The organism is Polaribacter sp. SA4-12, assembly GCF_002163675.1.
Taxonomy (GTDB): Bacteria; Bacteroidota; Bacteroidia; order Flavobacteriales; family Flavobacteriaceae; genus Polaribacter.
Window position 1 is genome coordinate 3,548,526 of the sequence record NZ_CP019334.1, and the last position, 24,862, is coordinate 3,573,387.

Here is a 24,862-nt window from a genome sequence, read left to right on the forward strand (position 1 = left end):
CAAGTTTGTGAAGAAATAAAATTAAAAAATGAATAACCAAGATAAATATAAGAGTGAGAAAAAGTCCTCCTTTGGAGGATTTAGGAGGCTTGTAATTCTTGGTGGCGGAGAAAGTGGTGTTGGTGCAGCGCTTTTAGGAAAGCAAAAAGGATATGAAGTCTTTGTATCGGACAAAGGTGAAATATCAAAAAAATATAAAGAAGTTCTTTTACATAATAAGATTGAATTTGAGGAGAAAAATCATTCAGAAAGCAAAATTTTAAATGCTGATGTAGTGGTTAAAAGCCCTGGAATTCCTGATACAGTTCCATTAATTTTAAAGTTGAAGGAAAATTCAATTCCTGTTATTTCAGAAATTGAATTTGCAGCACAATTTACAAATGCTAAAATTATTGGAATTACAGGTTCGAATGGTAAAACGACTACAACATTATTATTGCATCATATTTTAAAGAAAGCAGGTTTTAATGTTGGAATAGCAGGGAATATTGGAGATAGTTTTGCGCAACAAGTAGCAGAACAATCGTATGAAAATTATGTGTTGGAGTTGAGTAGTTTTCAGTTAGATGGAATTGAAGAGTTTAATAGCCATATTGCAATTTTAACCAATATTTCACCAGATCATTTAGATCGATATGAGTACGATTTTGATAAGTATGTAGAATCAAAATTTAGAATAACAAAGAATCAAAAGGAAACTGATTATTTAATTTATGATGCAGATGATGAAGCAATCAATAATTGGTTAAAAAAGAATAAAACAAAAGCAAAATTAGTTCCATTTTCAATTGAACAAGAATTAGAATACGGAGCTTATTTGAAAGATAATAATATTATGATCAACATAAATAAAGAAAAACTTACTATGCCATTATCAACTTTATCAGTTAAAGGAAAACATAATACTAAAAATGCTATGGCAGCAACAATGGCTGCACAATTATTAAAAGCAAGAAGGCAAGTTATAAAAGAAAGTTTAGAAGATTTTGAGGGTGCGGAGCATCGTTTAGAAAAAGTAGCTAAAATTAGAGATGTAGAATATATAAACGATTCTAAAGCAACCAACGTTAATGCAACTTATTATGCATTAGAATGTATGGAAAAAACTACCGTTTGGATTGTTGGTGGTGTTGATAAAGGGAATGATTATAATGATTTATTGCCTTTGGTGAGAGAAAAAGTGAAAGCGATTGTTTGTTTAGGTCTTGATAATGATAAAATTAAAGAAACGTTTGGTAATGTCGTTGATATTATTGTTGAAACTGCAGGTGCTGAAGAAGCTGTAAAGGTTTCTCATAAGTTAGCAGAAAGAGGAGAAACTGTTTTATTGTCGCCTTGTTGTGCAAGTTTTGATTTATTTGAAAACTATGAAGATAGAGGTCGTCAATTTAAGAAAGCGGTAAGAAATTTATAAAAAGAAAAGCTCATTCCAACCTTCCCAAAGGGAAGGAGCTAGCAAGTTAGAGGAAGAAAAATAGAAAAAAACAAGAATAAATTTACATAATAGTATTTCTCTCCTTTGGAGAGATTAAGAGAGGCCGATGAAAACCATTTTTCAACATATAAAAGGAGATAAAACCATTTGGGCAATTGTTGCTGTTTTGGCAATATTCTCATTTATGCCAGTTTATAGCGCAAGCACAAACTTGGTGTATGTTGTTGGTAATGGGTCTACTTTGGGTCATTTAGTAAAACATATTGTTTTATTAATTATGGGTTTTGCTATTATTTATGGAGTACATAAAGTGCCTTATAGATATTTTTCTGGAGGATCTGTTTTAATGCTTCCTGTTGTTATTGTTCTGTTGATTTTTACCTTAGCACAAGGAACAATAATCGGTGGGGCAAACGCAAGTAGATGGATTCGAATTGGAGGAATAGGTTTTCAGACATCAACCTTAGCAGGATTGGTTTTAATGGTTTATGTAGCAAGGTATTTGGCTAGAAATAAAGAAAAGGAAATCAATTTTAAAGAAAGTTTATGGCAACTTTGGGTTCCTGTTGCTTTTGTTTTAGCATTGATATTACCTGCAAATTTTTCTACTACAGCAATCATTTTTGTAATGATTTTAATGGTGACTTTTATAGGAGGTTATCCAATAAAATATATCGGATTTATTCTAGGAGCAGGAATTGTTATGTTGTCAATTTTTGTTTTGGTGGCAAAAGCGTTTCCAGATGCGATGCCAAATAGAGTTCAGACTTGGCAAAATAGAATTGAGAGTTTTTCTGACGAAGAAGGTAAAGAAGCATATCAAGTTGAAAAGGCTAAAATTGCCATTGCAACTGGAGGAACATTTGGAGTTGGTCCGGGGAAAAGTATTCAAAAGAACTTTTTACCTCAATCTACATCCGATTTTATTTTTGCAATCATTGTAGAAGAATATGGATTAATTGGAGGTTTTGTTATTGTGTCCATTTACTTTTTATTGATGTTTAGAATCTTTGTGGTGATACGAAAAACAACTACAATTTTCGGAACTTTATTAGTATTAGGTGTTGGGCTTCCAATCATATTTCAAGCATCAATAAATATGGCAGTTGCCACTAATTTATTTCCGGTTACTGGGCAAACATTACCACTAATTAGTAGTGGAGGTACTTCTATTTGGATGACTTGTTTTGCGTTGGGAATGATATTAAGTGTAAGTGCATCAAAAGAAGAAACAGAAGAAGATATTTTAGATGATAACCCTTTAAACATACTTCATGAAACAATCGATTAACATATTAATTTCTGGTGGAGGAACAGGCGGTCATATTTATCCTGCAATTGCTATTGCAAACGAATTGAAATTGCGTTATCCTGATGCGGATTTCTTGTTTGTTGGAGCAAAAGATAAGATGGAAATGGAAAAAGTTCCACATGCAGGTTATGAAATTAAAGGATTGTGGATTTCTGGAATTCAAAGAAAGTTGACTTTAGCTAATTTATCATTTCCATTTAAAATGATAAGTAGTTTGTGGAATGCGTCTAATATTATAAGGAAATTTAAACCAGATATTGCTATTGGTACAGGCGGTTTTGCTAGTGGACCAACATTGATTATGGCGGGTAGAAAAGGAGTACCGACTTTAATACAAGAACAGAATTCGTACCCAGGAATTACAAATAAATTGTTGAGTAAAAAAGCACAGAAAATTTGTGTTGCTTATGATAATTTAGAGCGTTTTTTTCCTGCGGATAAAATTGTAAAAACAGGAAACCCTGTTCGTCAAGATTTATTATCGATTCATTCTAAAACGGATGAAGGAAAAGATTTTTTTGGTATAGATAAAAAGAAGAAAACCATTTTAGTTTTAGGAGGGAGTTTAGGAGCGAGAAAAATAAACCAATTGGTAGAAACGAATTTAGAGTTCTTTAAAAACCAAGAAGTACAAGTTATTTGGCAATGTGGTAAATTTTATTTTGAAGAATATAAAAAGTATGATGAGTTAAAGGGTATTCAGGTTCATCAATATGTAAATAGAATGGATTTGGCTTATGCTGCAGCAGATATTATTATTTCTAGAGCAGGAGCAAGTTCAGTTTCTGAATTATGTATTGTAGGGAAGCCTGTGATTTTTATTCCTTCTCCAAATGTGGCAGAAGATCATCAAACAAAAAATGCAAAGTCAATTGCAGATAAACATGGAGCAATTTTATTAAAAGAAAGTGAGTTGGATACATTTCCAATTGTATTTGAAACTTTAATAAAAGATAAAGGTAAACAAGAGCATTTATCAGAAAATATAAATGAATTGGCTCTTCCAGGTGCAACATCAGATATTGTTAACGAAGTAGAAAAATTACTAAAAAAGTGAATTTAAAGAATATTCATAACGTCTATTTTGTTGGAATTGGAGGCGTAGGAATGAGCGCAATTGCTCGTTACTTTGCGTCTAATGGAAAAAAGGTGGCTGGTTATGATAAAACTCCATCTCAAATCACTTTAGATTTAGAGGATTTAGGAGTTGAAATTCATTTTGAAGATGCGTTAAAGAATATTCCTATTTCTTTTTTGAAAAAGGAAAAAACGTTAGTCATTTACACGCCAGCAGTTCCTAAAAATCATACTGAATTAAATTACTTTTTAGACAACAATTTTACGGTTTTAAAAAGGTCGGAAATTTTAGGAAAAATAACTGAAACTACTTTTTGTTTAGCGGTTGCGGGTACACATGGTAAAACAACAACTTCATCTATTTTAGGTCATATTATGGCTGAAGTAAATGCAACTTCTTTTTTAGGAGGAATTGCAGAAAACTACAATTCGAATTTAATTTTAGGAGAAGATAAAGTAAGTGTTGTAGAGGCTGATGAGTTTGATAGATCTTTCTTAAAGTTAAGTCCAAATATTGCGTGTGTCACTTCTATGGATGCAGATCATTTGGATATTTATGGAGATTCTGATGCTTTAGATGAGTCTTTTATTGAGTTTACAAATAAAGTTTCAGACACGTTAATTATTGCAAAAGGTTTGCCTTTAAATGGTTTAACGTATGCTGTTAATGAAGATGCAGATTATAAAGCATTTAATTTAAAAATTGAAAGCGGAAAATATATTTTTGATGTGAAAACGCCTTCATCAGAAATTAAAAATATTGAATTTCATTTACCAGGTCAGCATAATGTTATGAATGCATTAGCAGCTTTGGCAATGGCAGATGTTTATGGAATTTCGTTAGAAAATATCAAACAAAGTTTATCAACTTTTAAAGGTGTAAAACGTCGTTTTTCTTATAAAATAAAAACAGAAGACTTTGTTTTGATTGATGATTATGCACATCATCCAACAGAAATAAATGCAGTAGAAAGTTCTGTTAGAGAAATGTATCCAAATGAAAAAGTGTTAGTTGTTTTTCAGCCGCATTTGTTTTCTAGAACCAAAGATTTTATTGATGATTTTGCATTGGCATTATCAAAATTTGATGAAGTTTTGTTGTTGGATATTTATCCTGCGAGAGAAGAACCTATTGATGGTGTAAATTCTGAGTGGTTGCTAAATAAATTGACTCTTAAGAATAAAAAATTAACTAAAAAAAATAATTTAGTAAAAGATATTAAAAATTCATCAGCAAAAGTGGTTACAATGTTAGGTGCTGGTGATATTGGAGTGATGATAAATGAGGTAACAAGTCAACTTTTAAAAACAACTGAAGATGAAGTTTAAGAGGTTTTTAAAATACATAGCATTTCTATTATTAATAGGGAGTTTGGGGTTTTTATATAGTTTTTCTTCGAAGAGAAATTCTAATAAAATTGTTAAAGATGTTGTCGTAGAATTTGAAGCCGGAGACAATAATTTTTTGACACATTCTATGGTTAATAAATTGTTAATACAAAATGGTGGAAGTGTGAAAAACCAAGCGAAAAGTGTGATAGATTTATATGTTTTGGAAAAAACAGTGTTTAAAAATCCATATGTAGAAGATGCATCTGTTTTTTTAAGCATTACTGGTACGTTAAAAACTATCATAAAACAGCGAACACCTGTTGCAAGAATTACAAACGTAAGTAATTCTTATTATATTGATAAACAAGGAATAAAAGTACCGCTGTCTAGTAATTATTCAGCTAGAGTGTTGTTGGTTTCTGGGGTTGAAAATGATGCTGATGTTAAAGAAATATTGCCTTTAATTTCGTTCGTTTTGGAAGATGATTTTTTGCAAAAAGAAGTGGTAGGAATTGAGAAATTCGCCGATGATGAGTATCAAATTTCCGTAAGAAGTGGAAATTATAAAATCGATTTTGGAAAATTAACCAGAATGGATGTAAAATTTAAGAAGTTAAAAGCGTTTTATAACACAACATTTGAAGATAAAACGATTCAGAATTATAAAAGGATTAATGTTAAATATCACAACCAAGTTGTGTGCACAAAATAGATCAAAATGGAAAACAATAAAATAGCAGTTGGTTTAGATATTGGTACAACTAAAATTGTTGCCATGATTGGTCGTAAGAATGAATACGATAAGATTGAGGTTGTTGGTATCGGTAAAGCAAAAAGTTTAGGAGTAAAACGTGGAGTTGTAAGTAATATTACTCAAACAATACAATCTATTCAGCAAGCTGTTGATGAAGCAGAAAGTGTTTCTGGTCTTAAAATTGAAGAAGTTGTTGTTGGTATTGCTGGTCAGCATATTCGTAGTTTACACCACAGTGATTATATCACAAGAAATAACGCAGATGAAGTTATCGATGATAACGATATTGAAGATTTAGTAAACCAGGTTCATAAATTGGTAATGTTGCCAGGAGAAGAAATTATTCATGTGTTACCACAAGAATTTAAAGTAGATTCTCAGGCAGATATAAAAGAGCCAATAGGAATGTATGGAGGTCGTTTAGAAGCGAATTTCCATGTAGTTGTTGGGCAAGTTTCTTCTATTAGAAATATTGGACGTTGTGTAAAAAGCGCAGGTTTAGGTTTAAGCGAAATTACCTTAGAACCTTTAGCATCGGCATCAGCAGTGTTAAGTCAAGAAGAAAAAGAAGCAGGAGTTGCATTGATTGATATTGGAGGAGGAACAACAGATTTAGCGATCTTTAAAGACGGAATTATAAGACATACAGCTGTAATCCCTTTTGGAGGAAATGTAATTACAGATGATATTAAAGAAGGTTGTTCAATTATAGAAAAACAAGCTGAATTATTAAAAATAAAATTTGGTTCTGCATGGCCAGGAGAAAATAAAGAAACAGAGATTGTTTCTATCCCTGGACTAAGAGGAAGAGAGCCAAAAGAGATTACGTTAAAGAATTTATCAAAAATTATACATGCAAGAGTTCAAGAAATTATTGAGCATGTGTATTTAGAGATTAAAAATTATGGACATGAAACAGCAAAAGGAAAATTAATTGCTGGTATTGTGTTAACAGGTGGAGGTTCTCAATTAAAACATTTACGTCAGTTAGTAGAATATATTACTGGTATGGATGCAAGAATAGGTTTTCCGAATGAACATTTAGCTGGAGATTCAGATGAGATTTTATCAAGTCCATCTTACGCTACTGCTGTTGGTTTATTAATGGTAGGCTTAGAAAAAGGGAATAAAGAGGAAGAGGAAGAAGTGGTTGAGGAAGTAGTTGAAGAAACTATTGAGGATAATCAAGAAGAAGTACAACAAATCGTTGAGCCAAAACCGAAACCAAAACCAAAAAAGAAGTCGTTTTTTGAAAAGTTTACAGAAGGGTTAAAAGACTTTCTAGACAACGCAGAATAAGATTGGGGAAAAGAAATATTATATTATAAAAATTATTAAACAATAGATACGTTATTATGGGCACAGAATTCGATAACATTTCATTTGACATGCCAAAAACACAGTCTAACACAATTAAAGTAATTGGTGTTGGTGGTGGTGGAAGCAACGCAGTAAACCACATGTTTACGCAACATATTAAAGGGGTAGACTTTGTAATTTGTAATACAGATGCACAAGCTTTAGATAATAGCTCTGTTCCTAATAAAATTCAGCTAGGTGTAAGTTTAACTGAAGGTTTAGGTGCAGGTGCAAATCCAGAAGTTGGAGCACAAGCAGCTAAAGAAAGCATGGAAGAAATTCAGCAAATGCTAAATACCCAAACAAAAATGGTATTTATTACTGCTGGTATGGGAGGCGGAACTGGTACAGGTGCTGCTCCAATTATAGCTAAAATTGCAAAAGATATGGATATCCTTACTGTGGGTATTGTTACGATGCCTTTTGCCTTTGAAGGTAGAAGACGTGCTAAACAAGCTCAATTAGGAATCGATCAATTGCGTCAGAATGTAGATTCTTTAATTGTAATTAATAATAACAAACTTCGTGAAGTTTATGGAAACCTTGGTTTTAAAGCAGGTTTCTCTAAAGCAGATGAGGTTTTATCTACTGCTTCTCGTGGAATTGCAGAAGTAATTACACATCACTATAAGCAAAATATTGACTTACATGATGCTAAAACTGTACTTTCTAACAGTGGAACAGCAATTATGGGTTCTGCAAAAGAAGAAGGACAAACTAGAGCCAAAACAGCTATTGTTAAAGCATTAGATTCTCCTTTATTAAATGACAATAAAATTACAGGTGCCAAAAACGTATTGTTATTAATAGTCTCAGGTACTAACGAAGTTACGTTAGATGAAATTGGTGAAATCAACGATTACATTCAAGATGAAGCTGGTTATGATGCCAATATTATTATGGGTGTTGGAGAGGATGAAAAATTAGGTGATGCTATTGCTGTAACAATTGTAGCTACAGGTTTTGCTGCTGATCAGCAAAGTACAATTACCAATACAGAGGTTAAGAAGATTGTTCATACTTTAGAAGATGAACAAAAAGCTACTTATGATTTCAGTGAGAAAACAATTACAAAATCTCCAACATTAAATGAGCCTCATACAAATAAAGTAGCGCAAAAAATAGTACACACTTTAGAAGATGAAGTTGAGGAGGTTGCTGTTCCTAAAATAAATTTAGAGAATACGACTAACGATATTGCTAATATGTCTGTTCTTTTTGAAGAAGTTCAAGTAGAAACTGTTTCTGAAGACGATTTTGTAATTACAGATGTTACTCCTGTTCAAGAAGTAAGTATTATAGAAGAGCCTAAACAAGTACAATCAGATTTATTATTTGATTTGCCTTTAAATCCAAAAGCAGAAGTAAAAGCAAATGAAGAAATTCGTTTTAGTTTACAAGAAGAACCGGTTGTAAATGTAAATGAGATTGAAGTTTATGGAGCTGAAGAGGTTGTTTTTAAGAGAAAAGCAGTTGAAAAGCGTTATGTCTTAGAAGATTTTGATGCACAGCCAACAATTGGTAAAAGTTCTGGTATTATAGAGAAAAAAGTTGTCGAAGAAGATGTTCAGTTCGAGTTAAAAACGAGAACTCCTCAAGCAGAAATTAATAGAATTGAAACTCTTAGTGAAGAAGTTTCTCCTTTAGACCTTACAATTACTGAATTACAAACGAGAGCTGAAGAGAGACGTAAGAAGATGAAGGGGTTTAACTATAAGTTTAACGATCAAATGAACAAGAATATAGATGAAATTGAGCGTCAACCTGCTTATAAAAGACTAGGTATAGATCTAGATACCAATGCATCTATTAGTAATAGAAAAACATCGATAAATAAAGATACTGATGAAATCAGTTTAAAATCAAATAATTCTTTTTTACATGATAATGTAGATTAGTTTTAAAATTTAACCCCTAAAACCCAAAGTCATATCTATTCGTAGTTGTGGCTTTTTTTTGTTTAATAAAATATTCCATTTAACGTATAAAAGGTTATGATTTATCGATGTTTGTAGGTTAATTATCTAATATTGTTTATTTTAGGTGTGGTTAGTGTTATCTTTGTCATAAGATAATGAAATCGAAAAACACACTTAATTGTAAAAAAATATAACCCCAATTACTCTACCTCTAAATATGCTAAACCACAACTATTTTTAGTTGTGGTTTTTTTAATAAAAAAAGATAAATTAATTTAACATTAGAAAACTTCAACTCATCTATACTTTTTGGTCAATTACCTTTTATTACCTTTTAGAATAGTTATAAAATAATATTTTTACATAAAATTAGAACAATGAAAACAAAATTACATACCTCGTATTCTAGAATTTTATTCTTTTTAGCTGTAATTCTAAGCTTATTTACAAGTGCTCAAGAAGATCCATTTAACTGTGATTATAACGCATATTTATTTCAGTATAATGATATTTATGCTTTAGATTTAGCTTCAGGTAGTTCATATCTTGTGAAAGAAAATGTAACAGAAGGTAATGTTAATGCTGTAGGTTATAACCCTGCAGATGGTTATATATGGGGGGCTTTAAGTTTTCCTGAAAAAACAATTGTAAGAATTGGTAAAAACTTTAATATAGATACTTTTTATATTGATGAGTTACCAACATCGAGTAGATATGTAGGAGATGTAAGTTCTGAAGGTATTTATTACTTAAAAGGAGGAGGAGCTACTTATTATAAAGTAGATTTAAATCCAGAATCAGTTAATTATACTAAGTTTAAAAGTACTGAAACATTGTCTAAAAGTTTAAGTATTCATGATTGGGCGTTTAACTCAGTAGATGGTCACTTATACTCAGTAGAGAAAAAAACAAATCACTTATATAGAATTAACGCTACAACAAGTGAAGTTATAGATTTAGGTGAAGTGCCAATTTTAGCTGGTTTAAATTATACGTATGGAGCTGTTTATTTTGATGCTTCAGGGAGGTTTTATGTATCAGCAAATCAAACAGGAACTGTTTATGTAATTCAAAATGTACAGACTTTAGAGGTTGGTGGTGAAATTGATTCTAATCTTTTTGCTTATGGGCCTTCTAGTAGCCAGAATGATGGAGCAAGATGTCCAACAGCGCCAGTTCCTCAAGAAGATTGTGTAAATGGTATTGATGATGATGGTGATGGTTTAACAGATTGTGATGATCCTGCTTGTTCAGGAGTTGCAGCTTGTCCTGTTCTTGTTCCACAAGTTTCTAGTGGAAATGATGGAGGGTTAGAAAGTAATGACCGTCTTTCTCAACAAATAAATAAAAGAAATTATTTAAGAATAAAAGGGAATCATAAGTTTGATAAAAAAACGGCTAAGAAAGTAGTAAAGTCTAATGATTACAAAAAAACATCAGCAAAAACGGCAAATTTTGAATTAAAAGATTTAATTCCTCTAGATGTAATTCCTGGAGCAGTAGCAGTAGAATCTTCAGCTTTAGATTTAATAGCAATTACAAATGCGACTGAATTATACTCTTTAGATTATGTGAAAGATGGAGAAACAGTTGCTGTTGTTTTAGCAACAAAAACAGAAAATGGTGTTTATGAACATACAAAGTTTATTTGCGATAGATTATTAGGTGCAGAATTATTATCAGTTTCTACCATAGAGTTGTTTGAAGATGAAACTGAAGAAGGTGAAGAAGGAGGAGAAGAAGGTGTGCATTTTATTAAATCTATTATAAAAAACAGTAATGGAACAAAGGAGTTTGTTTTAAGTTTTTCTGGAAGATTGGCTAACAATGAAGAGAATTTTGAAATAGATAGTCATTGGAATATTGATAAGTATGAAGCGGATGCTACTTATTATAACTTTCAAATTTGGACTAATAGTGTAGACGATTTATTAACTTTAGGTCAAGAAGCTATTGCTTTATTCGAAATTCAAAGACCAATTTCAAATTATGATACGTCAACTCCTCCACCAGTATTTGTTAAAAAAGGAGCTTATGTAAATGGAGCTTTAGAATTAGAGTTAATTAATGTAAGAAGAAGTAAAAGTGTTGTGATTGATGCAGGTTTTAAAAGAACAGAAACTTCAGCTACAGAATATTTTAATCAAACTTTAGAATTAAAAGGAAGTTATATTGAAACTTTAACAATTGAAACTGGAAATATTTTTGATATTGGTTTTAGAATAGAAAACGAATACAATTTAACGCCAGATGATTTATTTATGTCTGATGGTGTTTGGGGAAAAGATGATTCTCCTAAAGGAACAACTATTAATGAATTTGCTATAACTCAAAACGATAATATTTATGCAGGAAGTGGTTATAGAGTTGAAAGAAATATTTCTTTAAAAGCTACAACAAGCGAGTATGTTTCTGCCTTTAGATCATTTACACCAAGGTTTACTTCTATAGATTTATCTAATTATGATTTGTTTGAATTAGATGCAAAAGGAACAGGAGATTTAGAAATTACTATTGTTAAAGAAGGTGTAGTTGCTTGGAAAAACCAATTCAGAACCACTATTAAGTTAAATGAAACTGAAAGCCATTATGCAATTCCTATTGCGCATTTTGTTTCGGCAGCTGGAGGTGAGTTAGATTTGGTTGATGCAATTAATATTGTTTTTACAATGTCTTCTGATGGAACTGAGGTTTTAGAAAAAGAAATGAATTTAAACAATATACAGTTTACAGAACAAGTACTTGGAGTTGATACAGCGGTTATCGAAGAAAATAATGTAATGTTGATGCCTAACCCAATGAAAATTAGCGCTGAGTTAAGCTTTTATTCTGAAACAAATGCTGCTACTAAAATGGAAGTATTTAATTTAACAGGTTCTTTAATTAGAAAAACAGAAGAAAATACAACTATAGGAAATAACAAAATCACAATTTTAAGAGAAGGTTTAAAACCAGGGATGTATTTTGTGAAAATTAGAAATGATTTTAGAAATTATAAAACAATTAAATTGGTCGTAAATTAAAAAAATGTCCTCCAACCTTTTAATGGTAATATTTCATAATTATGAAATATTGCCATTTTTTTTGTCCTTGTCGTAAACTGTCAATACTGTAAATGATTGTTTTTTAGCTGTTTTGAGTGTTTTTGTTTGTAACAATTTATCTTAGAAGTCGTCTTCTTTGTATAATCAATAAAACTAAACATCATGAAATATTTACAAACAGTTACGTTAGAAGAAAGAGGAATTTTAACTTCATCTTATAAACAAGATCTTAAAAAAAATATGAGAATACAGAAATCTAAATCTGTATCGAGAATTAAATCGATGATTATAAATCATCAGGGAAAGATAGAAAGTCAGGTAGGAACTATTTTACAAGTTTCGGTATTTGTTTTTGCTATTATTATGTTTGTTTCTTAAAAAGAGATAAAATTTTTGAATTTAGCTATTCGTTTGCAAATAGGCTCGCGTGAAGGATTGAAGCAATTGTTTGAGCTCTTTTTTATGCTAATCTCGTTTTAGTATCTTATCTAAACAATAAAATTACTTTTAAATAATTACTGATGCTAACAATAAAATCAGCAGAAAAAAAGCGAGTGCGGAAAGCCTGACCTGAAAGGACACGCCAAAACAAAAAAAAAATCCACCTTAAAAAAGATGGATTTTAATATTTATTCTCGACTGCGCTCGAACTGACAAGAGCCGTTTTCTAACTTAAAGCTTTTTTAATTCTCTTAATAGCTTCTCTAATTTGTAATTCTGAAGCTGCGTATGAGATTCTAATACAATTTGGTGTACCAAAAGCGTCTCCTGTTACAGTTGCAACGTTTGCTTTTTCTAAGATGAATAAAGAAAAATCGCTTGCGTTTTCAATTTTTACTCCGTTAATTGTTTTACCGAAAAAACCAGAAACATCTGGGAAAACGTAAAAAGCTCCTTCAGGAACGTTTACTTTAAATCCGTCGATTTCTCTTAATAATCCAATAATGATATCTCTTCGAGTTTTAAACTCATCGACCATAAATTGAATTTTAGAAACAGGCGCTAAAACTGCTGTAATTGCTGCTCTTTGAGCGATACAATTTGTACCAGAAGTAATTTGCCCTTGCATTTTAGTACAAGCTTTAGCAATCCATTCTGGAGCACCAATATAACCGATTCTCCAACCTGTCATAGCAAATGCTTTTGCTAAACCGTTTACAGTAATCGTTCTGTCGTACATACTTTCAATTGCTGCAAAACTAAAAGGTTTTGTTTCGTAATTGATATGTTCGTAAATTTCATCTGATAAGATAAAAATACGTGGATGTTTTTCTAAAACTGCTGCCAACGCTCTGTACTCAGCTTCACTATAAATAGTTCCACTTGGGTTGTTTGGAGAGTTAAAGAAAATCATTTTTGTTTTAGGCGTAATAGAAGCTTCTAACTGTTCTGGAGTGATTTTAAAATCATTGTCAATAGAAGAAGGAATCTCTACATACGTTGCTTCACATAAAATAGCAATTGCAGAATAACTTACCCAATAAGGTGCAGGTAATAAAACCTCGTCACCTGGGTTTAACAATACTTGTGCAATGTTTGCGATAGATTGTTTAGCACCTGTAGAAACAACTATTTGACTTGGTTTGTATACCAAATCATTATCACGTTTAAACTTCGTGCAAATAGCTTCTTTTAATTCTACATACCCATCTACTGGTGAGTAAGAGTTGTAGTTTTGATTGATTGCTTCAATTGCAGCGTCTTTAATAAAATCTGGCGTATTAAAGTCTGGTTCTCCCAAACTTAAACCGATAATATCTTTTCCTTCTGCTCTTAGTTCTCTTGCTTTAGCAGCCATTGCTAAAGTTTGAGAGACAGGTAAACTGTTAATTCTGTCTGATAATTGATCTTTCATTTTACTGATAATTGTGTTGTAGTTGTTGTCGTTGTTGTGTTTATGCAATTTCGGGTTTTTGCCCTAAAGCTCCTAAATGTCTAAAATGTTCCATAATAGCTTTACGCATTGTATCGTATTCGTTATATGGTAAATTAAATTCTTTAGCAGTTTCTTTTACAATTTTAGCTAATTTATCATAATGCACATGAGAAATGTGTGGAAAAATATGATGTTCAACTTGATGATTTAATCCTCCTGTATAGAAGTTTACCAACCAATTAGTAGGCGCAAAGTTAGATGTTGTGTATAATTGGTGGACTGCCCAAGTGTGTTCTAAATTTCCATCTTTATCTGGAATTGGCATTTCTGTATTAGGTACAATATGTGCTAATTGAAAAACCAAACTTAAAATCATACCTGCAGTATAATGCATTACAAAAAAGCCGATTATAATTTTCCACCATGCAACGTCTAAAACTAATAAAGGTAAAACAATCCAAAGTGCATAATATGCAATTTTAGAAATGACTAATTTTGTCCATTCTGTTGCTGGGTTTGGAAACTTACCGTAAGATAATTTACGTTTTAAATAACGGTGCATTTGTTTAATATCTGTAGTAATTGCCCAGTTAATAGTTAATAAACCGTATAAAAAAATTGAATAATATTTTTGAATTTTATGGATCGGTAACCATTTAGAATGTTGAGAAAAACGAATAATTCTACCAGCATCAATATCTTCATCCTGACCTTCTACATTTGTAAAAGTATGGTGTAAAACATTGTGTTGTACTTTCCAATTATAGACGTTTCCTGCTAAAATATAAATGCTGCTTCCCATTAATTTGTTAACCCATTTTCTTTTAGAAAAAGAATCATGATTGGCATCGTGCATTACATTCATACCAACACCTGCCATTCCAATTCCTGTAACAACCATTAATAAGGCCATTACCCATTGAGGCATAGAAACGGTTAGAATTAAAATAAATGGAACTAAAAATAATGAAAACATGATAACTGCCTTTGTATACAATTTCCAGTTTCCTGTTCTTTTTAGTTTATTTTCTTTAAAATATGTATTTACTCTTTTATTAAGAGTTCTAAAGAATTTCGCTTTATCTACTCTCGAAAAGTTTACTGTTTTCATCTGTATTGTCTATAATCTACAAAAATATGACTTTTAAAATAGCTTTATGTAACAAAGGTCGTTTTTTGTTGCTAATTGTTTGTTAACAATAACTATTTTTGCAACTTATACTTTTTTTCTATGGAAATAATACACAAATATTTTAAAGACTTAACGGCAACTCAAATTGAACAGTTTTCTAAACTACAAGAGTTATATAAAGATTGGAATTTAAAAATTAACGTAGTATCAAGAAAAGATATCGACGAATTGTATTTACGTCATGTATTACATTCTTTGGCTATTGCAAAACTAGTGCAATTTAAACCAGGTTCTAAAGTTTTAGATGTTGGTACAGGTGGAGGTTTTCCTGGAATTCCGTTAGCCATTTTATTTCCTGAAACACAGTTTCATTTGGTAGATTCTATCGGTAAGAAAATAAAAGTAGTAAATGAAGTTGCTGAAGGTTTGGGTTTAACAAACGTAAAAACTACAAACGGTAGAGTTGAAGAAGAAGTAAAAGATACGTACGATTTTATTGTAAGTAGAGCTGTAGCACAAATGGAAACTTTTGTTCGTTGGACAAAAGGGAAAATTGCTAAAAAACAAAATCACGATTTAAAAAATGGAATTCTATATTTAAAAGGTGGTGATTTAACAGAAGAATTAAAATTATATACTTCTGCTACAATTTACAATTTATCAGATTATTTTGAAGAAGATTTCTATGAAACTAAGAAATTGGTTCATTTAGGAATGAAATTTAAAGGGTAGGTATTGTCTACAAATCTATATTTTCTTCAATAAAAATGATTAAACTTTTAGCCATTATTTCTTGTTCAGCTACAGAAGGATGACCATCACTTTTTTTATAAGGCATAAAATGTGTATAAATTGCAGTATCATTTAAACGATCAACTGCTTTTCTAATATATTCAATCCATTTAGAGCCTTTTTTACTTGCATCCATAGATCCAAGTGTGCATATAATATTGGCTTTAGGATAATGGTTTCTTATTTTGGATACAAATTGTTGGTATGCATTTATAATATATTCATCATTTGGAGGTGTAGAGCCAAACCTAGCTTTAAATTCATCATTTTCTGGTAAATTTACTATCCAAGAATCATTTTGAAATAAATTAATCACAACGACATCAGGAGTATAAAGAGAAAAATCCCATTTACTATTTGGGTCATCAGGTATTAATCGATCATACATTTCTGGCATTATTAGTGGAAACCAACTAACTGTCATTCCAATTCCACTTTTACAGATACATTGATATTTTGCATCAAAATGTCTAGCAGTAATAGCAGCGTAACTTAAATAATTGTTAGTGTAAGTACTGTCTGGAGAATCTTTTCCTGATAAATCTTCAACAGCATATCCAACAGTTATAGAGTTTCCGTAAAATTCTATTTTTCTTTTTTTATTTAAAGGCTTCTTCAGTACTTTTGAATTTCCTTCTAATTTAAAACCGTAAAAAGAAGTTTTTCCTCTATCCCATTCAGTTCTTTTAAAAATTTCAAGAGTATGTTTTCCTTTCGGTAATTTTGATGCAAGTTCATAATAACGTTTAATTGTATCTGGACGTATAATAAAGGCGCTATCATTATCTATTATAATATTGTAATAATTATCTCCTTTTTCATCTTCAAATAAAGCTGATATAGATTCGCTTTCAAAATTAAATTTTATGGAAGTTCCTGACCAATATAGTTTCGCAGATTTAGTTTTTGAAGAATCTATTCTACCAGAATATTCTATATGTGAATTTGTATAATCGATAAATGTCTCTTTTTTTGAAGAACATGCAAGAACAAGAGATAAAGCAATAAGTAAAAGGATTTTTCTCAAAATGATAGATATTATTTTTGTATTTAGACCAAAAGTATCGTTAAGTTTAATAAAAAAAAAACAGAATAACGAAGATAGTTTAAATCAAGAAAAAAATTAATCTATTTAAAATAAACCACGTCTTAAAAAATGGAGTTGTCTATTTAAATGGTAGTGATTTAACAGATTATCATTAATCTATTCTCTCCAGTTTTTTCTTTTGGTGCACGATGAAGGCAAGGTAGAACTTTACTTTCAGGATGATCAATCGCTAATTTCCATAAATTACCAATCCCTAAATTAATTGGTTGTGCATTTGGTTTTGGTTGATAATGTAAATCGAAGAAATATTCACTTAAAAATGATTCAAAACCTTTCTCATCACTTTCTCCATATAATTTTTTGAGTTCAGCACGTATTTCTGGAATCAATATTTTTTGTGTGGCTTGTGAATTAGGTATAATATCACTAGACGCTCCATAATACGTGCATAAAAAAGTATCAGTTGCTATTGGTGAACGATCTACATGATAAGAATAAACATCCGTAGGAAAAAAAGGAAAAGCATCATCTCTATCATAACATTTAATGATGTTAAGAGTTGGAGAAGCTCCGTGCTCTTTCAATCCTTTAAAATCATTCAAAAGAATTTTACGAGCTAATTGTCCTTGTTCACTCAATTGAAGTTCACGAAGTTCTTCTAGACTAATTTCAGACATGTTTTCGTTTAACGTTACTTTTTCAACAATCTCAGAAAAATCACCTATGAGATTACGTTTCAAACACATTGCGTTAATTTCTCCCTGAAAAGGTGTTGAAATTAGGTCTTGAAAATTCAAGACATTTTGAATTTGATTTTCAGTATGTGTTACATTTATCATATTGATTACACTTTTTAATTGATATAAATGCGTTTTAATGATTTGCAGTAAAAATTAACGCAATTCTATTTTTTTTATTGAAAAGGAACTAAAATCACTTTATTAATTATGAAATAAATTTTTAAAAAATAGAAGAAGCTGTTTTTGTTGTAAATTTTTCTAAGAACAACATTCCTTTATATGAATTTCCTTTTTCATTTAATTTAGGACTCCAAACAGTAATACAATATTTATCAGGATGAATAGCAACAATACCTCCACCAACGCCACTTTTACCTGGTAAGCCAACACGAAAAGCAAACTCGCCAGATTCATCATAAAAACCACAAGTAAGCATAATTGCATTAATTCTCTTTGCTTGACTCATAGTGAGGACTCTGTTTCCGTTCTTTGTGGTAAAATTGTCATCCGTTAAATAAAGAAATATTTCTGACAACTCTTTACAACTCATTTCTAAAGAACAGATATGAAAGTAAAAATCTAAAACGTCATCAACATTGTTTTTTATGTTACCAAAAGACTTTATAAAGTTCGTAAGCGCAATATTTCTAAAACCAGCAGCTTTTTCTGATAGCGCTACTTTTTCATTGTAATTTAAAGTAGCATTGTTAGAAATTTCTTTACAGAAGTTTAAGAAATCTACTTTAGGGTTTTTTAGATGATTGAATAAAACATCACAAACCACAATTGCGCCTGAGTTTATAAACGGATTCCTTGGTTTTCCAAGATCAGACTCTAATTGTAGTAATGAGTTAAAAGGGTTCCCTGAAGGTTCTACATCAACTCTTTCCCATAATTTTTCACCTTCTAATTTGTAGGCTAATGTTAAAGACAAAATCTTAGAAATACTTTGTATAGAAAACTTTTTATCAAAATTACCAACACCAAAACCTTCTTTGTTAATTGTAGAAATATGTACGCCAAAATTGGCAGCTTTTATAAATGCTAATTCAGGAATATAATTGGCAACTTTACCAATATCATCAACCTTTTTTACATCAGAATAAATGTCTTCAATTATATTTTTATAGTTTTCCATTGACACTTTCTAATATTTGTGATAACAAACGTATTCGAAATTTTATTATAAACCAAATAACACAAAAAAAGGAACTACATTGCTGTAATTCCTTTTTAATAAATTTCTGTCATTTCGAAATGAGTCTTTTTAGACGATTGAGAAATCTCAAAATTAGATTACTCAATTATTCTTTCTCCGAGAAGACAATGTTATTAAACAACTTCAACAAACAAACCTTCGTCTGTTTTAGAAACTTTAGCAACGTTATTTTTAGTTAAACCTTTAATTGTTTTATCCCATTTCTTGTTAGATAAACCAGACTGAACTTTTAAAGTATTTAAATCTATTTTTTCTGCTTTCTCAATAATTGCTAAAACAGCTTTTTCTTCAGCATTCAATTCAACTGCAACAGCTTTCTTTTCTGGTCTCATTTGAGGGAAAAATAAAACTTCTTGTATTGATTGATTATTTGTTAAGAACATAATTAAACGGTCCATTCCAATTCCCATTCCAGATGTTGGAGGCATACCATATTCTAAAGCACGTAAAAAGTCTTCATCAATAAATTCGGTAGCTTCATCATCACCTTTCTGAGCTAATTTTAATTGGTGCTCAAAACGCTCACGTTGATCAATTGGGTCATTTAATTCAGAATATGCATTTGCAACTTCTTTACCACAAACCATTAATTCGAAACGTTCCGTTAATTCTGGGTTGTCTCTGTGTTCTTTACAAAGTGGAGACATTTCTTTAGGATAATCAGTAATAAAAGTTGGCTGAATGTAATTAGCTTCACACTTTTCACCAAAAATTTCATCAATTAATTTTCCTTTCCCCATTGTTTCATCCACAGGAATATTCATTCCTTTAGCAGCTGCTCTAATTTCATCTTCAGTTTTTCCAGTAATGTCAAAACCAGTAAAATGTTTAATAGAATCTGCCATTGTTACTCTTGCATAAGGCGCTTTAAAGTTAATTTGGTGTTCACCAAAAGTAGCTTCAGAAGTTCCGTTTACAGCAATTGCACAATGCTCTAAAAGTTGCTCTGCAAAATCCATCATCCAATTGTAATCTTTGTATGAAACATAGATTTCCATTGCAGTAAATTCAGGATTATGAGTTCTATCCATTCCTTCATTTCTGAAGTTTTTAGAAAATTCATAAACACCGTCAAAACCACCAACAATTAATCTTTTTAGATATAATTCGTTCGCAATTCTCATATATAATGGAATGTCTAACGAGTTATGATGTGTAATAAAAGGTCTTGCTGCTGCACCTCCAGGAATTGGTTGTAAAACCGGAGTTTCAACTTCAAAATAACCAGATTCATTAAAGAAAGAACGCATTGCATTAAACAATTTTGTTCTTTTAATAAATACTTCTTTTACGTGTGGGTTTACTACTAAATCTGCATAACGTTGTCTGTAACGTAATTCAGGATCTGTAAACGCATCAAAAGTAACTCCGTCTTTAACTTTCGGTAAAGGCAAAGGTTTTAAAGCTTTACTTAATAACGTAAAATCTTTAACACGAACTGTTTTTTCTCCCACTTTAGTGGTAAACAATTCACCTTCAATTCCTACAAAATCACCTAAATCTAGTAATTTCTTAAAAACATCATTGTATTTAGTTTTGTCTTCTCCAGTACAAATTTCATCACGATTAAAGTAGACTTGTATTCTACCTTCACCATCTTGTAATTGTGCAAAAGAAGCTTTTCCTTGTATATTAATAGACATTAATCTACCTGCAATAATTACCTTCTTACCTTCAGAATAATCTTCCTTTATTTTAGTCGAGTTTGAATCGATTGGATATAAATCTGCTGGATAAGGATTGATTCCTAAAGCACGTAGTTTTACTAGCTTTTCTCTACGTACAACTTCTTGTTCTGATAATTGCATTTGACTGTCTTAATTTTCTGGTGTTTATTAAAGATTGCAAAGATACAATGCTTTGAATTAATAGACAATTGAGAATAAAATAAAAAAGACTAAGTTATTTTGCGAATATCAAAAAACATCGTATATTTGCCGGCTGCTTTTTGTTAGGGCAGCATTAGTTGTGTTGTTTTGGCGCTTTAGTAAAAGCGTCGTGGTTTTGTTAACCAATGGAAAGCTTCCCTGAAACGGGACGCTTTTTTTTGTTCTAAACTTTCTTTTATATGTTTTTTTGAAGCTATTTCCTGCTTTTCGCACTCGCTTTTTTTATCCTGAAAAAGGAATAAAAAAGAGCTCAAACAATTGCTGCAATCAGGGCTAGACTTGTTTGCAAGCTATTTTGAAAACCTATAATTTATTAATTACTTGTCATTCCTTTGCAGACAGGAATCCATAAAAAGTATTTAAAAAATCAGTTTGTCTTTTTATATATTAATAAGTAGCAAACAAGTTTCGTTCTGATTGAAATTTACTTTTAGCTTGTCAATAATTAGAGTATAGATTCCTGCCTTCGCAGGAATGACAGAATGCTTGAAAGAAAACATTTTTCTTTTCTCAATAATTATTTTTTCAATTGTCATTCCTTTGCAGATAGGAATCCATAAAAAGTATTTAAAAAATCAGTTTGTCTTTTTATATATTAATAAGTAGCAAACAAGTTTCGTTCTGATTGAAATTTACTTTTAGCTTTCTATAAATGAAGTATGGATTCCTGCTTTCGCAGGAATGACAGATTGCTTGAAAGAAAACATTTTTCTTTTCTCAATAATTATTTTTTCAATTGTCATTCCCTTGCAGATAGGAATCCATAAGAAGTATTTAAAAAATCAGTTTGTCTTTTTATATATTAATAAGTTAGCAAACAAGTTTCGTTCTGGTTGAAATTTACTTTTAGCTTGTCTATAAATGAAGTATGGATTCCTGCCTTCGCAGGAATGACAGATTGCTTGAAAGAAAATACTTTTCTATTCTTAAAATTCAGTTAGTCTTTTAGTATCTCAATAAGTTAACAAACAAGTTTCGTTCTGATTGAAATTGACTTTTGGCTTGACAATAAATAGAGTATGGATTCCTGCCTGCGCAGGAATGACAAAATGCTTAAAAGAAAACGCTTTTATATTCCCAAAACTGAATAATAAATAAAACAAAATACACTGTAGCAATAGAAAACTTAATTGTTGCTGAAGCTAAAAAACCTAAGAAAGCGCCAAAAGATGCTTTTAAAGCTCGGTTTGTGTCTTTACCATCGTACATTAATTCTCCAATAAAAGCGCCGAAAAAAGCACCCAACAACATACCGAAAGGAATAGGAGAGAGCAAGCCAACAATTAAACCAATTGTGGTTCCGTAAACGCCATATTTAGTTCCGCCAAAACGTTTTGTTCCCATTGCAGGTATAAAATAATCGAGAATAAATATAATAATTGCCAACGCTAAAGTGATTCCTAAGAAAGTCCAATCCATCGGAATTATTTTGGTTGTGTGTAAAAGTAATAAGCCAAACCAAGCTGTTAAAGGTCCTGGTAAAACGGGTAAAAATGAGCCAATAATGCCTAAGCAAACGAATACGAAGCCTAGAAGTAATAAAAATATATCCATAGTAATTTTAATAATTATACTAGCTATAGTTCAATAACCACGCCAGTTTTCTATTAATAAGACGATTATATAAATGCTTTGTTACAATTATTATCAACTAAAAAATTAGTTCAAACTAAGTATTTAGTTATATTTGTATCGTTGAACTAAAAACTTAGTTGAAATTATGAGCAAACAATTAACAAAAGCAGAAGAGCAGATAATGCAAGTTTTGTGGGATTTACAAGAAGCTTCTGTAAAGGAAGTAATAGACAAATTGCCAGAGCCAAAACCAGCATATAATACAGTTTCTACCATCGTTAGAATTTTAGAAAATAAAGAATTTGTAGGTCATAAACCTGTAGGAAGAGGGTTTATCTATTACCCAATAATTGAAAAAGAATCGTACAGTAACCAGAGTTTACACAAATTAATGAACGGTTATTTTGACGGTTCTTTTAAAAGTATGGTTTCCTTTTTTGTGAAAGAAAATAAAATGGATGTTTCTGAATTGGAATCTATTTTAAATGAAGTGAATAAAGGGAAGTAAGTATTTAGTTTTCAGTTGGCAGTATTCAGTCACAGTTTGCAGCTACTGTCAGTTCGATTGAATTTTGAGGTCTCGACTGCGCTCGACCTGACATAAAAAAATCATTTGTCATTTTAATGAGGAACAAAGAGGATTCTCATTTTAGATTTCTCAATCGTTTAAAAAGACTCATTTCGAAATGACATTAAAAAAAAAGCGATGATCAATTATATTTTACAAGTCATATTATTTCAAGTATTATTTTTGGCGATTTATGATTTCTTTCTAAGTAAAGAAACCTTTTTTACTAAAAACAGATGGTATTTAATTAGTACGCCAGTTTTATCTTTCATTTTACCATTTATTAAAATTCCGACGTTTCAAAAAGCGGTTCCACAAGAGTTTATTATTAATCTACCAGAAATCGTTTTATCACCTGATAAAGTGATTCAAGAAGTGATTCAAGAAACGAGTTTTTATCAATCTATAAATTACTTAGATATTTTATTTTGGTTGGGAGTAAGTCTTTTTTCGATGCTGTTTCTTGTGAAATTATATAAAATAGCGAACTTAATTAGAAAGTACGAAGTTTATAAGAAAGCGGGTTATATTTTAGTTTTAATACCGAATCAAACCAAGGCGTTTTCTTTTTTCAACTTTATCTTTTTAGGAAAAGAAATTCGAGAATCTCAACAAGCACAAATTATAGAACACGAATTGGTGCACAGTAAACAAAAGCATTCTTTAGATTTATTATTCTTCGAGTTTTTAAAAATTATGATGTGGTTTAACCCAATGATTTTTATGTATCAGAAAAGAATAACGTTAGTACACGAATATATTTCTGACGAAGTAGCCGCAAAATCAGAAACAAAAGAAATTTATATCAACAATTTGCTATCCAACTTTTTTCAGGTTGAAAACATTGCGTTTGTCAATCAATTTTATAAACAAACATTTATTAAAAAAAGAATTATTATGATGAAAAAGACACAATCAAAAAAAATGAATCAGTTAAAGTATTTAGTTTTAATTCCGGTTTTAGCAAGTATGCTTTTTTATACTTCGTGTTCTGAATCAACAACAAGTGAAGTTTTAGTTAAAAAGCAAATAGAAACATTGTTTAGGCTTAAAGATGGTAAATTAGTTGGTAAAGAAGGAGATAAAGAAACGTATTTAGATTCATACATTGGATTAGAAAGCCCTTTAAATGCTATTGAAATATCAATTGATGATTTATCTAAAGAAGAAATGCAAGAATTTGTAGAAATAGATGCTAAGTTTAAAGAAAGACTTAATGAAAAATCTAAATTTTCAAAAATTTGGAGTTTTAAATTCTATAAAATGCCAAATGGTAGAAATGCATCAGCAATGATTTTTAATATTGATAAATATAGAGAAAAAGTAAAAACAAAAAATGATAACACTACAACAGAAACAGAAGAAGTTTCTTTTATGTCAATAGACAAAGCACCAACTTTCCCTGGTTGTGAATCTGGAGATAAAGATTGTTTCTCTAAAATGGTGTATAAACATTTTTCAAGAGAATTTGATGCAGATTTACCAAACCAACTTGGTTTAGATGCTGGTAAAAAACGAGTTTTTATCGCTTTTAAAATCAATAAAGAAGGTAATGTTGTAGATGTAAAAGCAAGAGCACCTCACCCAAAAATTAAAACAGAAGTTCTTAAAGTGATGAACGCATTGCCAAAAATGATTCCTGGAGAGGATGAAGGTAAAAAGGTTGATGTGAAATATTCGATTCCGTTAACTCTTTTAGTTGAATAAAAATAAATTTCTATGAAAAAGAAAATTTTAATTTTATTGCTATTTGGAATTTTAAAAGTCGGGGAGCAAACCTCGGCTTTTTGT

19 protein-coding genes are annotated in these 24,862 nt (G+C 30.6%); 12 read left to right on the forward strand and 7 right to left on the reverse strand.

Annotated elements, in window-relative coordinates; all coding sequences use genetic code 11:
* Positions 1 to 28: 28 nt before the first annotated feature.
* From murD to BTO07_RS15500, 9 genes are all read left to right on the forward strand, one after another.
* Positions 29 to 1,414 (forward strand): UDP-N-acetylmuramoyl-L-alanine--D-glutamate ligase, encoded by a 1,386-nt coding sequence (gene murD, locus BTO07_RS15460; protein WP_087522080.1) that lies wholly within the window; start codon positions 29 to 31, stop codon positions 1,412 to 1,414.
* A gap of 127 nt (positions 1,415 to 1,541) precedes the next feature.
* Positions 1,542 to 2,726, forward strand: a complete 1,185-nt coding sequence (locus BTO07_RS15465) for an FtsW/RodA/SpoVE family cell cycle protein (RefSeq protein ID WP_087522081.1) — start codon at positions 1,542 to 1,544, stop codon at positions 2,724 to 2,726.
* Positions 2,710 to 3,804 (forward strand): undecaprenyldiphospho-muramoylpentapeptide beta-N-acetylglucosaminyltransferase, encoded by a 1,095-nt coding sequence (gene murG, locus BTO07_RS15470; protein ID WP_087522082.1) that lies wholly within the window; start codon positions 2,710 to 2,712, stop codon positions 3,802 to 3,804. Before BTO07_RS15465 ends, murG begins: the two co-directional genes overlap by 17 nt.
* The gene (gene murC, locus BTO07_RS15475; RefSeq protein ID WP_087522083.1) at positions 3,801 to 5,153 is read left to right on the forward strand and encodes a UDP-N-acetylmuramate--L-alanine ligase; all 1,353 of its coding nucleotides are present in this window, start codon (positions 3,801 to 3,803) and stop codon (positions 5,151 to 5,153) included. The genes murG and murC overlap by 4 nt, the downstream gene beginning before the upstream one ends.
* On the forward strand, positions 5,143 to 5,868 hold the full coding sequence (locus BTO07_RS15480) for a cell division protein FtsQ/DivIB (protein ID WP_087522084.1): 726 nt from the start codon (positions 5,143 to 5,145) through the stop codon (positions 5,866 to 5,868). The genes murC and BTO07_RS15480 overlap by 11 nt, the downstream gene beginning before the upstream one ends.
* Positions 5,869 to 5,874: 6 nt before the next feature.
* Positions 5,875 to 7,209 (forward strand): cell division protein FtsA, encoded by a 1,335-nt coding sequence (gene ftsA, locus BTO07_RS15485; RefSeq protein ID WP_087522085.1) that lies wholly within the window; start codon positions 5,875 to 5,877, stop codon positions 7,207 to 7,209.
* A gap of 56 nt (positions 7,210 to 7,265) precedes the next feature.
* Positions 7,266 to 9,167: a cell division protein FtsZ gene (gene ftsZ / locus BTO07_RS15490; protein WP_087522086.1), complete on the forward strand. Its 1,902-nt coding sequence runs from the start codon at positions 7,266 to 7,268 to the stop codon at positions 9,165 to 9,167.
* A gap of 398 nt (positions 9,168 to 9,565) precedes the next feature.
* Positions 9,566 to 12,211 (forward strand): T9SS type A sorting domain-containing protein, encoded by a 2,646-nt coding sequence (locus BTO07_RS15495; RefSeq protein WP_087522087.1) that lies wholly within the window; start codon positions 9,566 to 9,568, stop codon positions 12,209 to 12,211.
* Between the two features lie 183 nt (positions 12,212 to 12,394).
* Positions 12,395 to 12,610 carry a hypothetical protein gene (locus tag BTO07_RS15500; RefSeq protein WP_087522088.1) on the forward strand — a complete coding sequence of 72 codons (216 nt, stop codon included), beginning with the start codon at positions 12,395 to 12,397 and terminating at the stop codon, positions 12,608 to 12,610.
* A 289-nt stretch (positions 12,611 to 12,899) separates the two neighbouring features.
* Here BTO07_RS15500 and BTO07_RS15505 read toward each other — a convergent pair whose 3' ends face one another.
* Entirely contained in the window at positions 12,900 to 14,087 is a 1,188-nt protein-coding gene (locus BTO07_RS15505; protein ID WP_198342544.1) for a pyridoxal phosphate-dependent aminotransferase, read from the reverse strand.
* A 40-nt stretch (positions 14,088 to 14,127) separates the two neighbouring features.
* The gene (locus tag BTO07_RS15510) at positions 14,128 to 15,219 is read right to left on the reverse strand and encodes a fatty acid desaturase family protein (RefSeq protein WP_087522089.1); all 1,092 of its coding nucleotides are present in this window, start codon (positions 15,217 to 15,219) and stop codon (positions 14,128 to 14,130) included.
* A 120-nt stretch (positions 15,220 to 15,339) separates the two neighbouring features.
* Between BTO07_RS15510 and rsmG the strand changes: the two genes are divergently transcribed.
* Positions 15,340 to 15,972: a 16S rRNA (guanine(527)-N(7))-methyltransferase RsmG gene (gene rsmG, locus BTO07_RS15515; RefSeq protein ID WP_087522090.1), complete on the forward strand. Its 633-nt coding sequence runs from the start codon at positions 15,340 to 15,342 to the stop codon at positions 15,970 to 15,972.
* A 7-nt stretch (positions 15,973 to 15,979) separates the two neighbouring features.
* Here the strand turns inward: rsmG and BTO07_RS15520 are convergent, their stop codons facing one another.
* The 5 genes from BTO07_RS15520 to BTO07_RS15540 form a co-directional block, all read right to left on the reverse strand.
* Positions 15,980 to 17,059 carry an SGNH/GDSL hydrolase family protein gene (locus tag BTO07_RS15520; RefSeq protein ID WP_087522091.1) on the reverse strand — a complete coding sequence of 360 codons (1,080 nt, stop codon included), beginning with the start codon at positions 17,057 to 17,059 and terminating at the stop codon, positions 15,980 to 15,982.
* A gap of 158 nt (positions 17,060 to 17,217) precedes the next feature.
* A complete protein-coding gene (locus tag BTO07_RS15525) occupies positions 17,218 to 17,919 on the reverse strand; it encodes a hypothetical protein (protein ID WP_087522092.1) in 702 nt (233 codons plus the stop codon).
* A gap of 121 nt (positions 17,920 to 18,040) precedes the next feature.
* Positions 18,041 to 18,958, reverse strand: coding sequence for a glutaminase (locus BTO07_RS15530; protein ID WP_087522093.1), 918 nt, complete (start codon positions 18,956 to 18,958; stop codon positions 18,041 to 18,043).
* A 194-nt stretch (positions 18,959 to 19,152) separates the two neighbouring features.
* Positions 19,153 to 20,847, reverse strand: coding sequence for a lysine--tRNA ligase (gene lysS / locus BTO07_RS15535; RefSeq protein ID WP_087522094.1), 1,695 nt, complete (start codon positions 20,845 to 20,847; stop codon positions 19,153 to 19,155).
* Positions 20,848 to 21,981: 1,134 nt separating this feature from the next.
* Positions 21,982 to 22,482 carry a DUF456 domain-containing protein gene (locus tag BTO07_RS15540; protein ID WP_087522095.1) on the reverse strand — a complete coding sequence of 167 codons (501 nt, stop codon included), beginning with the start codon at positions 22,480 to 22,482 and terminating at the stop codon, positions 21,982 to 21,984.
* Positions 22,483 to 22,648: 166 nt separating this feature from the next.
* Between BTO07_RS15540 and BTO07_RS15545 the strand changes: the two genes are divergently transcribed.
* Both BTO07_RS15545 and BTO07_RS15550 read left to right on the forward strand, forming a co-directional pair.
* Positions 22,649 to 23,011 carry a BlaI/MecI/CopY family transcriptional regulator gene (locus tag BTO07_RS15545; RefSeq protein ID WP_087522096.1) on the forward strand — a complete coding sequence of 121 codons (363 nt, stop codon included), beginning with the start codon at positions 22,649 to 22,651 and terminating at the stop codon, positions 23,009 to 23,011.
* 198 nt (positions 23,012 to 23,209) lie between these two features.
* Positions 23,210 to 24,778 carry a M56 family metallopeptidase gene (locus tag BTO07_RS15550; protein ID WP_087522097.1) on the forward strand — a complete coding sequence of 523 codons (1,569 nt, stop codon included), beginning with the start codon at positions 23,210 to 23,212 and terminating at the stop codon, positions 24,776 to 24,778.
* The last annotated feature ends 84 nt before the right edge of the window (positions 24,779 to 24,862 follow it).

Coding starts and splice junctions, on each gene's coding strand:
- murD (WP_087522080.1), top strand. CDS start 29: ATGAATAACCAAGATAAATATAAGAGTGAGAAAAAGTCCTCCTTTGGA.
- BTO07_RS15465 (WP_087522081.1), top strand. CDS start 1,542: ATGAAAACCATTTTTCAACATATAAAAGGAGATAAAACCATTTGGGCA.
- murG (WP_087522082.1), top strand. CDS start 2,710: ATGAAACAATCGATTAACATATTAATTTCTGGTGGAGGAACAGGCGGT.
- BTO07_RS15480 (WP_087522084.1), top strand. CDS start 5,143: ATGAAGTTTAAGAGGTTTTTAAAATACATAGCATTTCTATTATTAATA.
- ftsA (WP_087522085.1), top strand. CDS start 5,875: ATGGAAAACAATAAAATAGCAGTTGGTTTAGATATTGGTACAACTAAA.
- ftsZ (WP_087522086.1), top strand. CDS start 7,266: ATGGGCACAGAATTCGATAACATTTCATTTGACATGCCAAAAACACAG.
- BTO07_RS15495 (WP_087522087.1), top strand. CDS start 9,566: ATGAAAACAAAATTACATACCTCGTATTCTAGAATTTTATTCTTTTTA.
- BTO07_RS15500 (WP_087522088.1), top strand. CDS start 12,395: ATGAAATATTTACAAACAGTTACGTTAGAAGAAAGAGGAATTTTAACT.
- BTO07_RS15505 (WP_198342544.1), bottom strand. CDS start 14,087: ATGAAAGATCAATTATCAGACAGAATTAACAGTTTACCTGTCTCTCAA.
- BTO07_RS15510 (WP_087522089.1), bottom strand. CDS start 15,219: ATGAAAACAGTAAACTTTTCGAGAGTAGATAAAGCGAAATTCTTTAGA.
- rsmG (WP_087522090.1), top strand. CDS start 15,340: ATGGAAATAATACACAAATATTTTAAAGACTTAACGGCAACTCAAATT.
- BTO07_RS15525 (WP_087522092.1), bottom strand. CDS start 17,919: ATGATAAATGTAACACATACTGAAAATCAAATTCAAAATGTCTTGAAT.
- BTO07_RS15530 (WP_087522093.1), bottom strand. CDS start 18,958: ATGGAAAACTATAAAAATATAATTGAAGACATTTATTCTGATGTAAAA.
- lysS (WP_087522094.1), bottom strand. CDS start 20,847: ATGCAATTATCAGAACAAGAAGTTGTACGTAGAGAAAAGCTAGTAAAA.
- BTO07_RS15540 (WP_087522095.1), bottom strand. CDS start 22,482: ATGGATATATTTTTATTACTTCTAGGCTTCGTATTCGTTTGCTTAGGC.
- BTO07_RS15545 (WP_087522096.1), top strand. CDS start 22,649: ATGAGCAAACAATTAACAAAAGCAGAAGAGCAGATAATGCAAGTTTTG.
- BTO07_RS15550 (WP_087522097.1), top strand. CDS start 23,210: ATGATCAATTATATTTTACAAGTCATATTATTTCAAGTATTATTTTTG.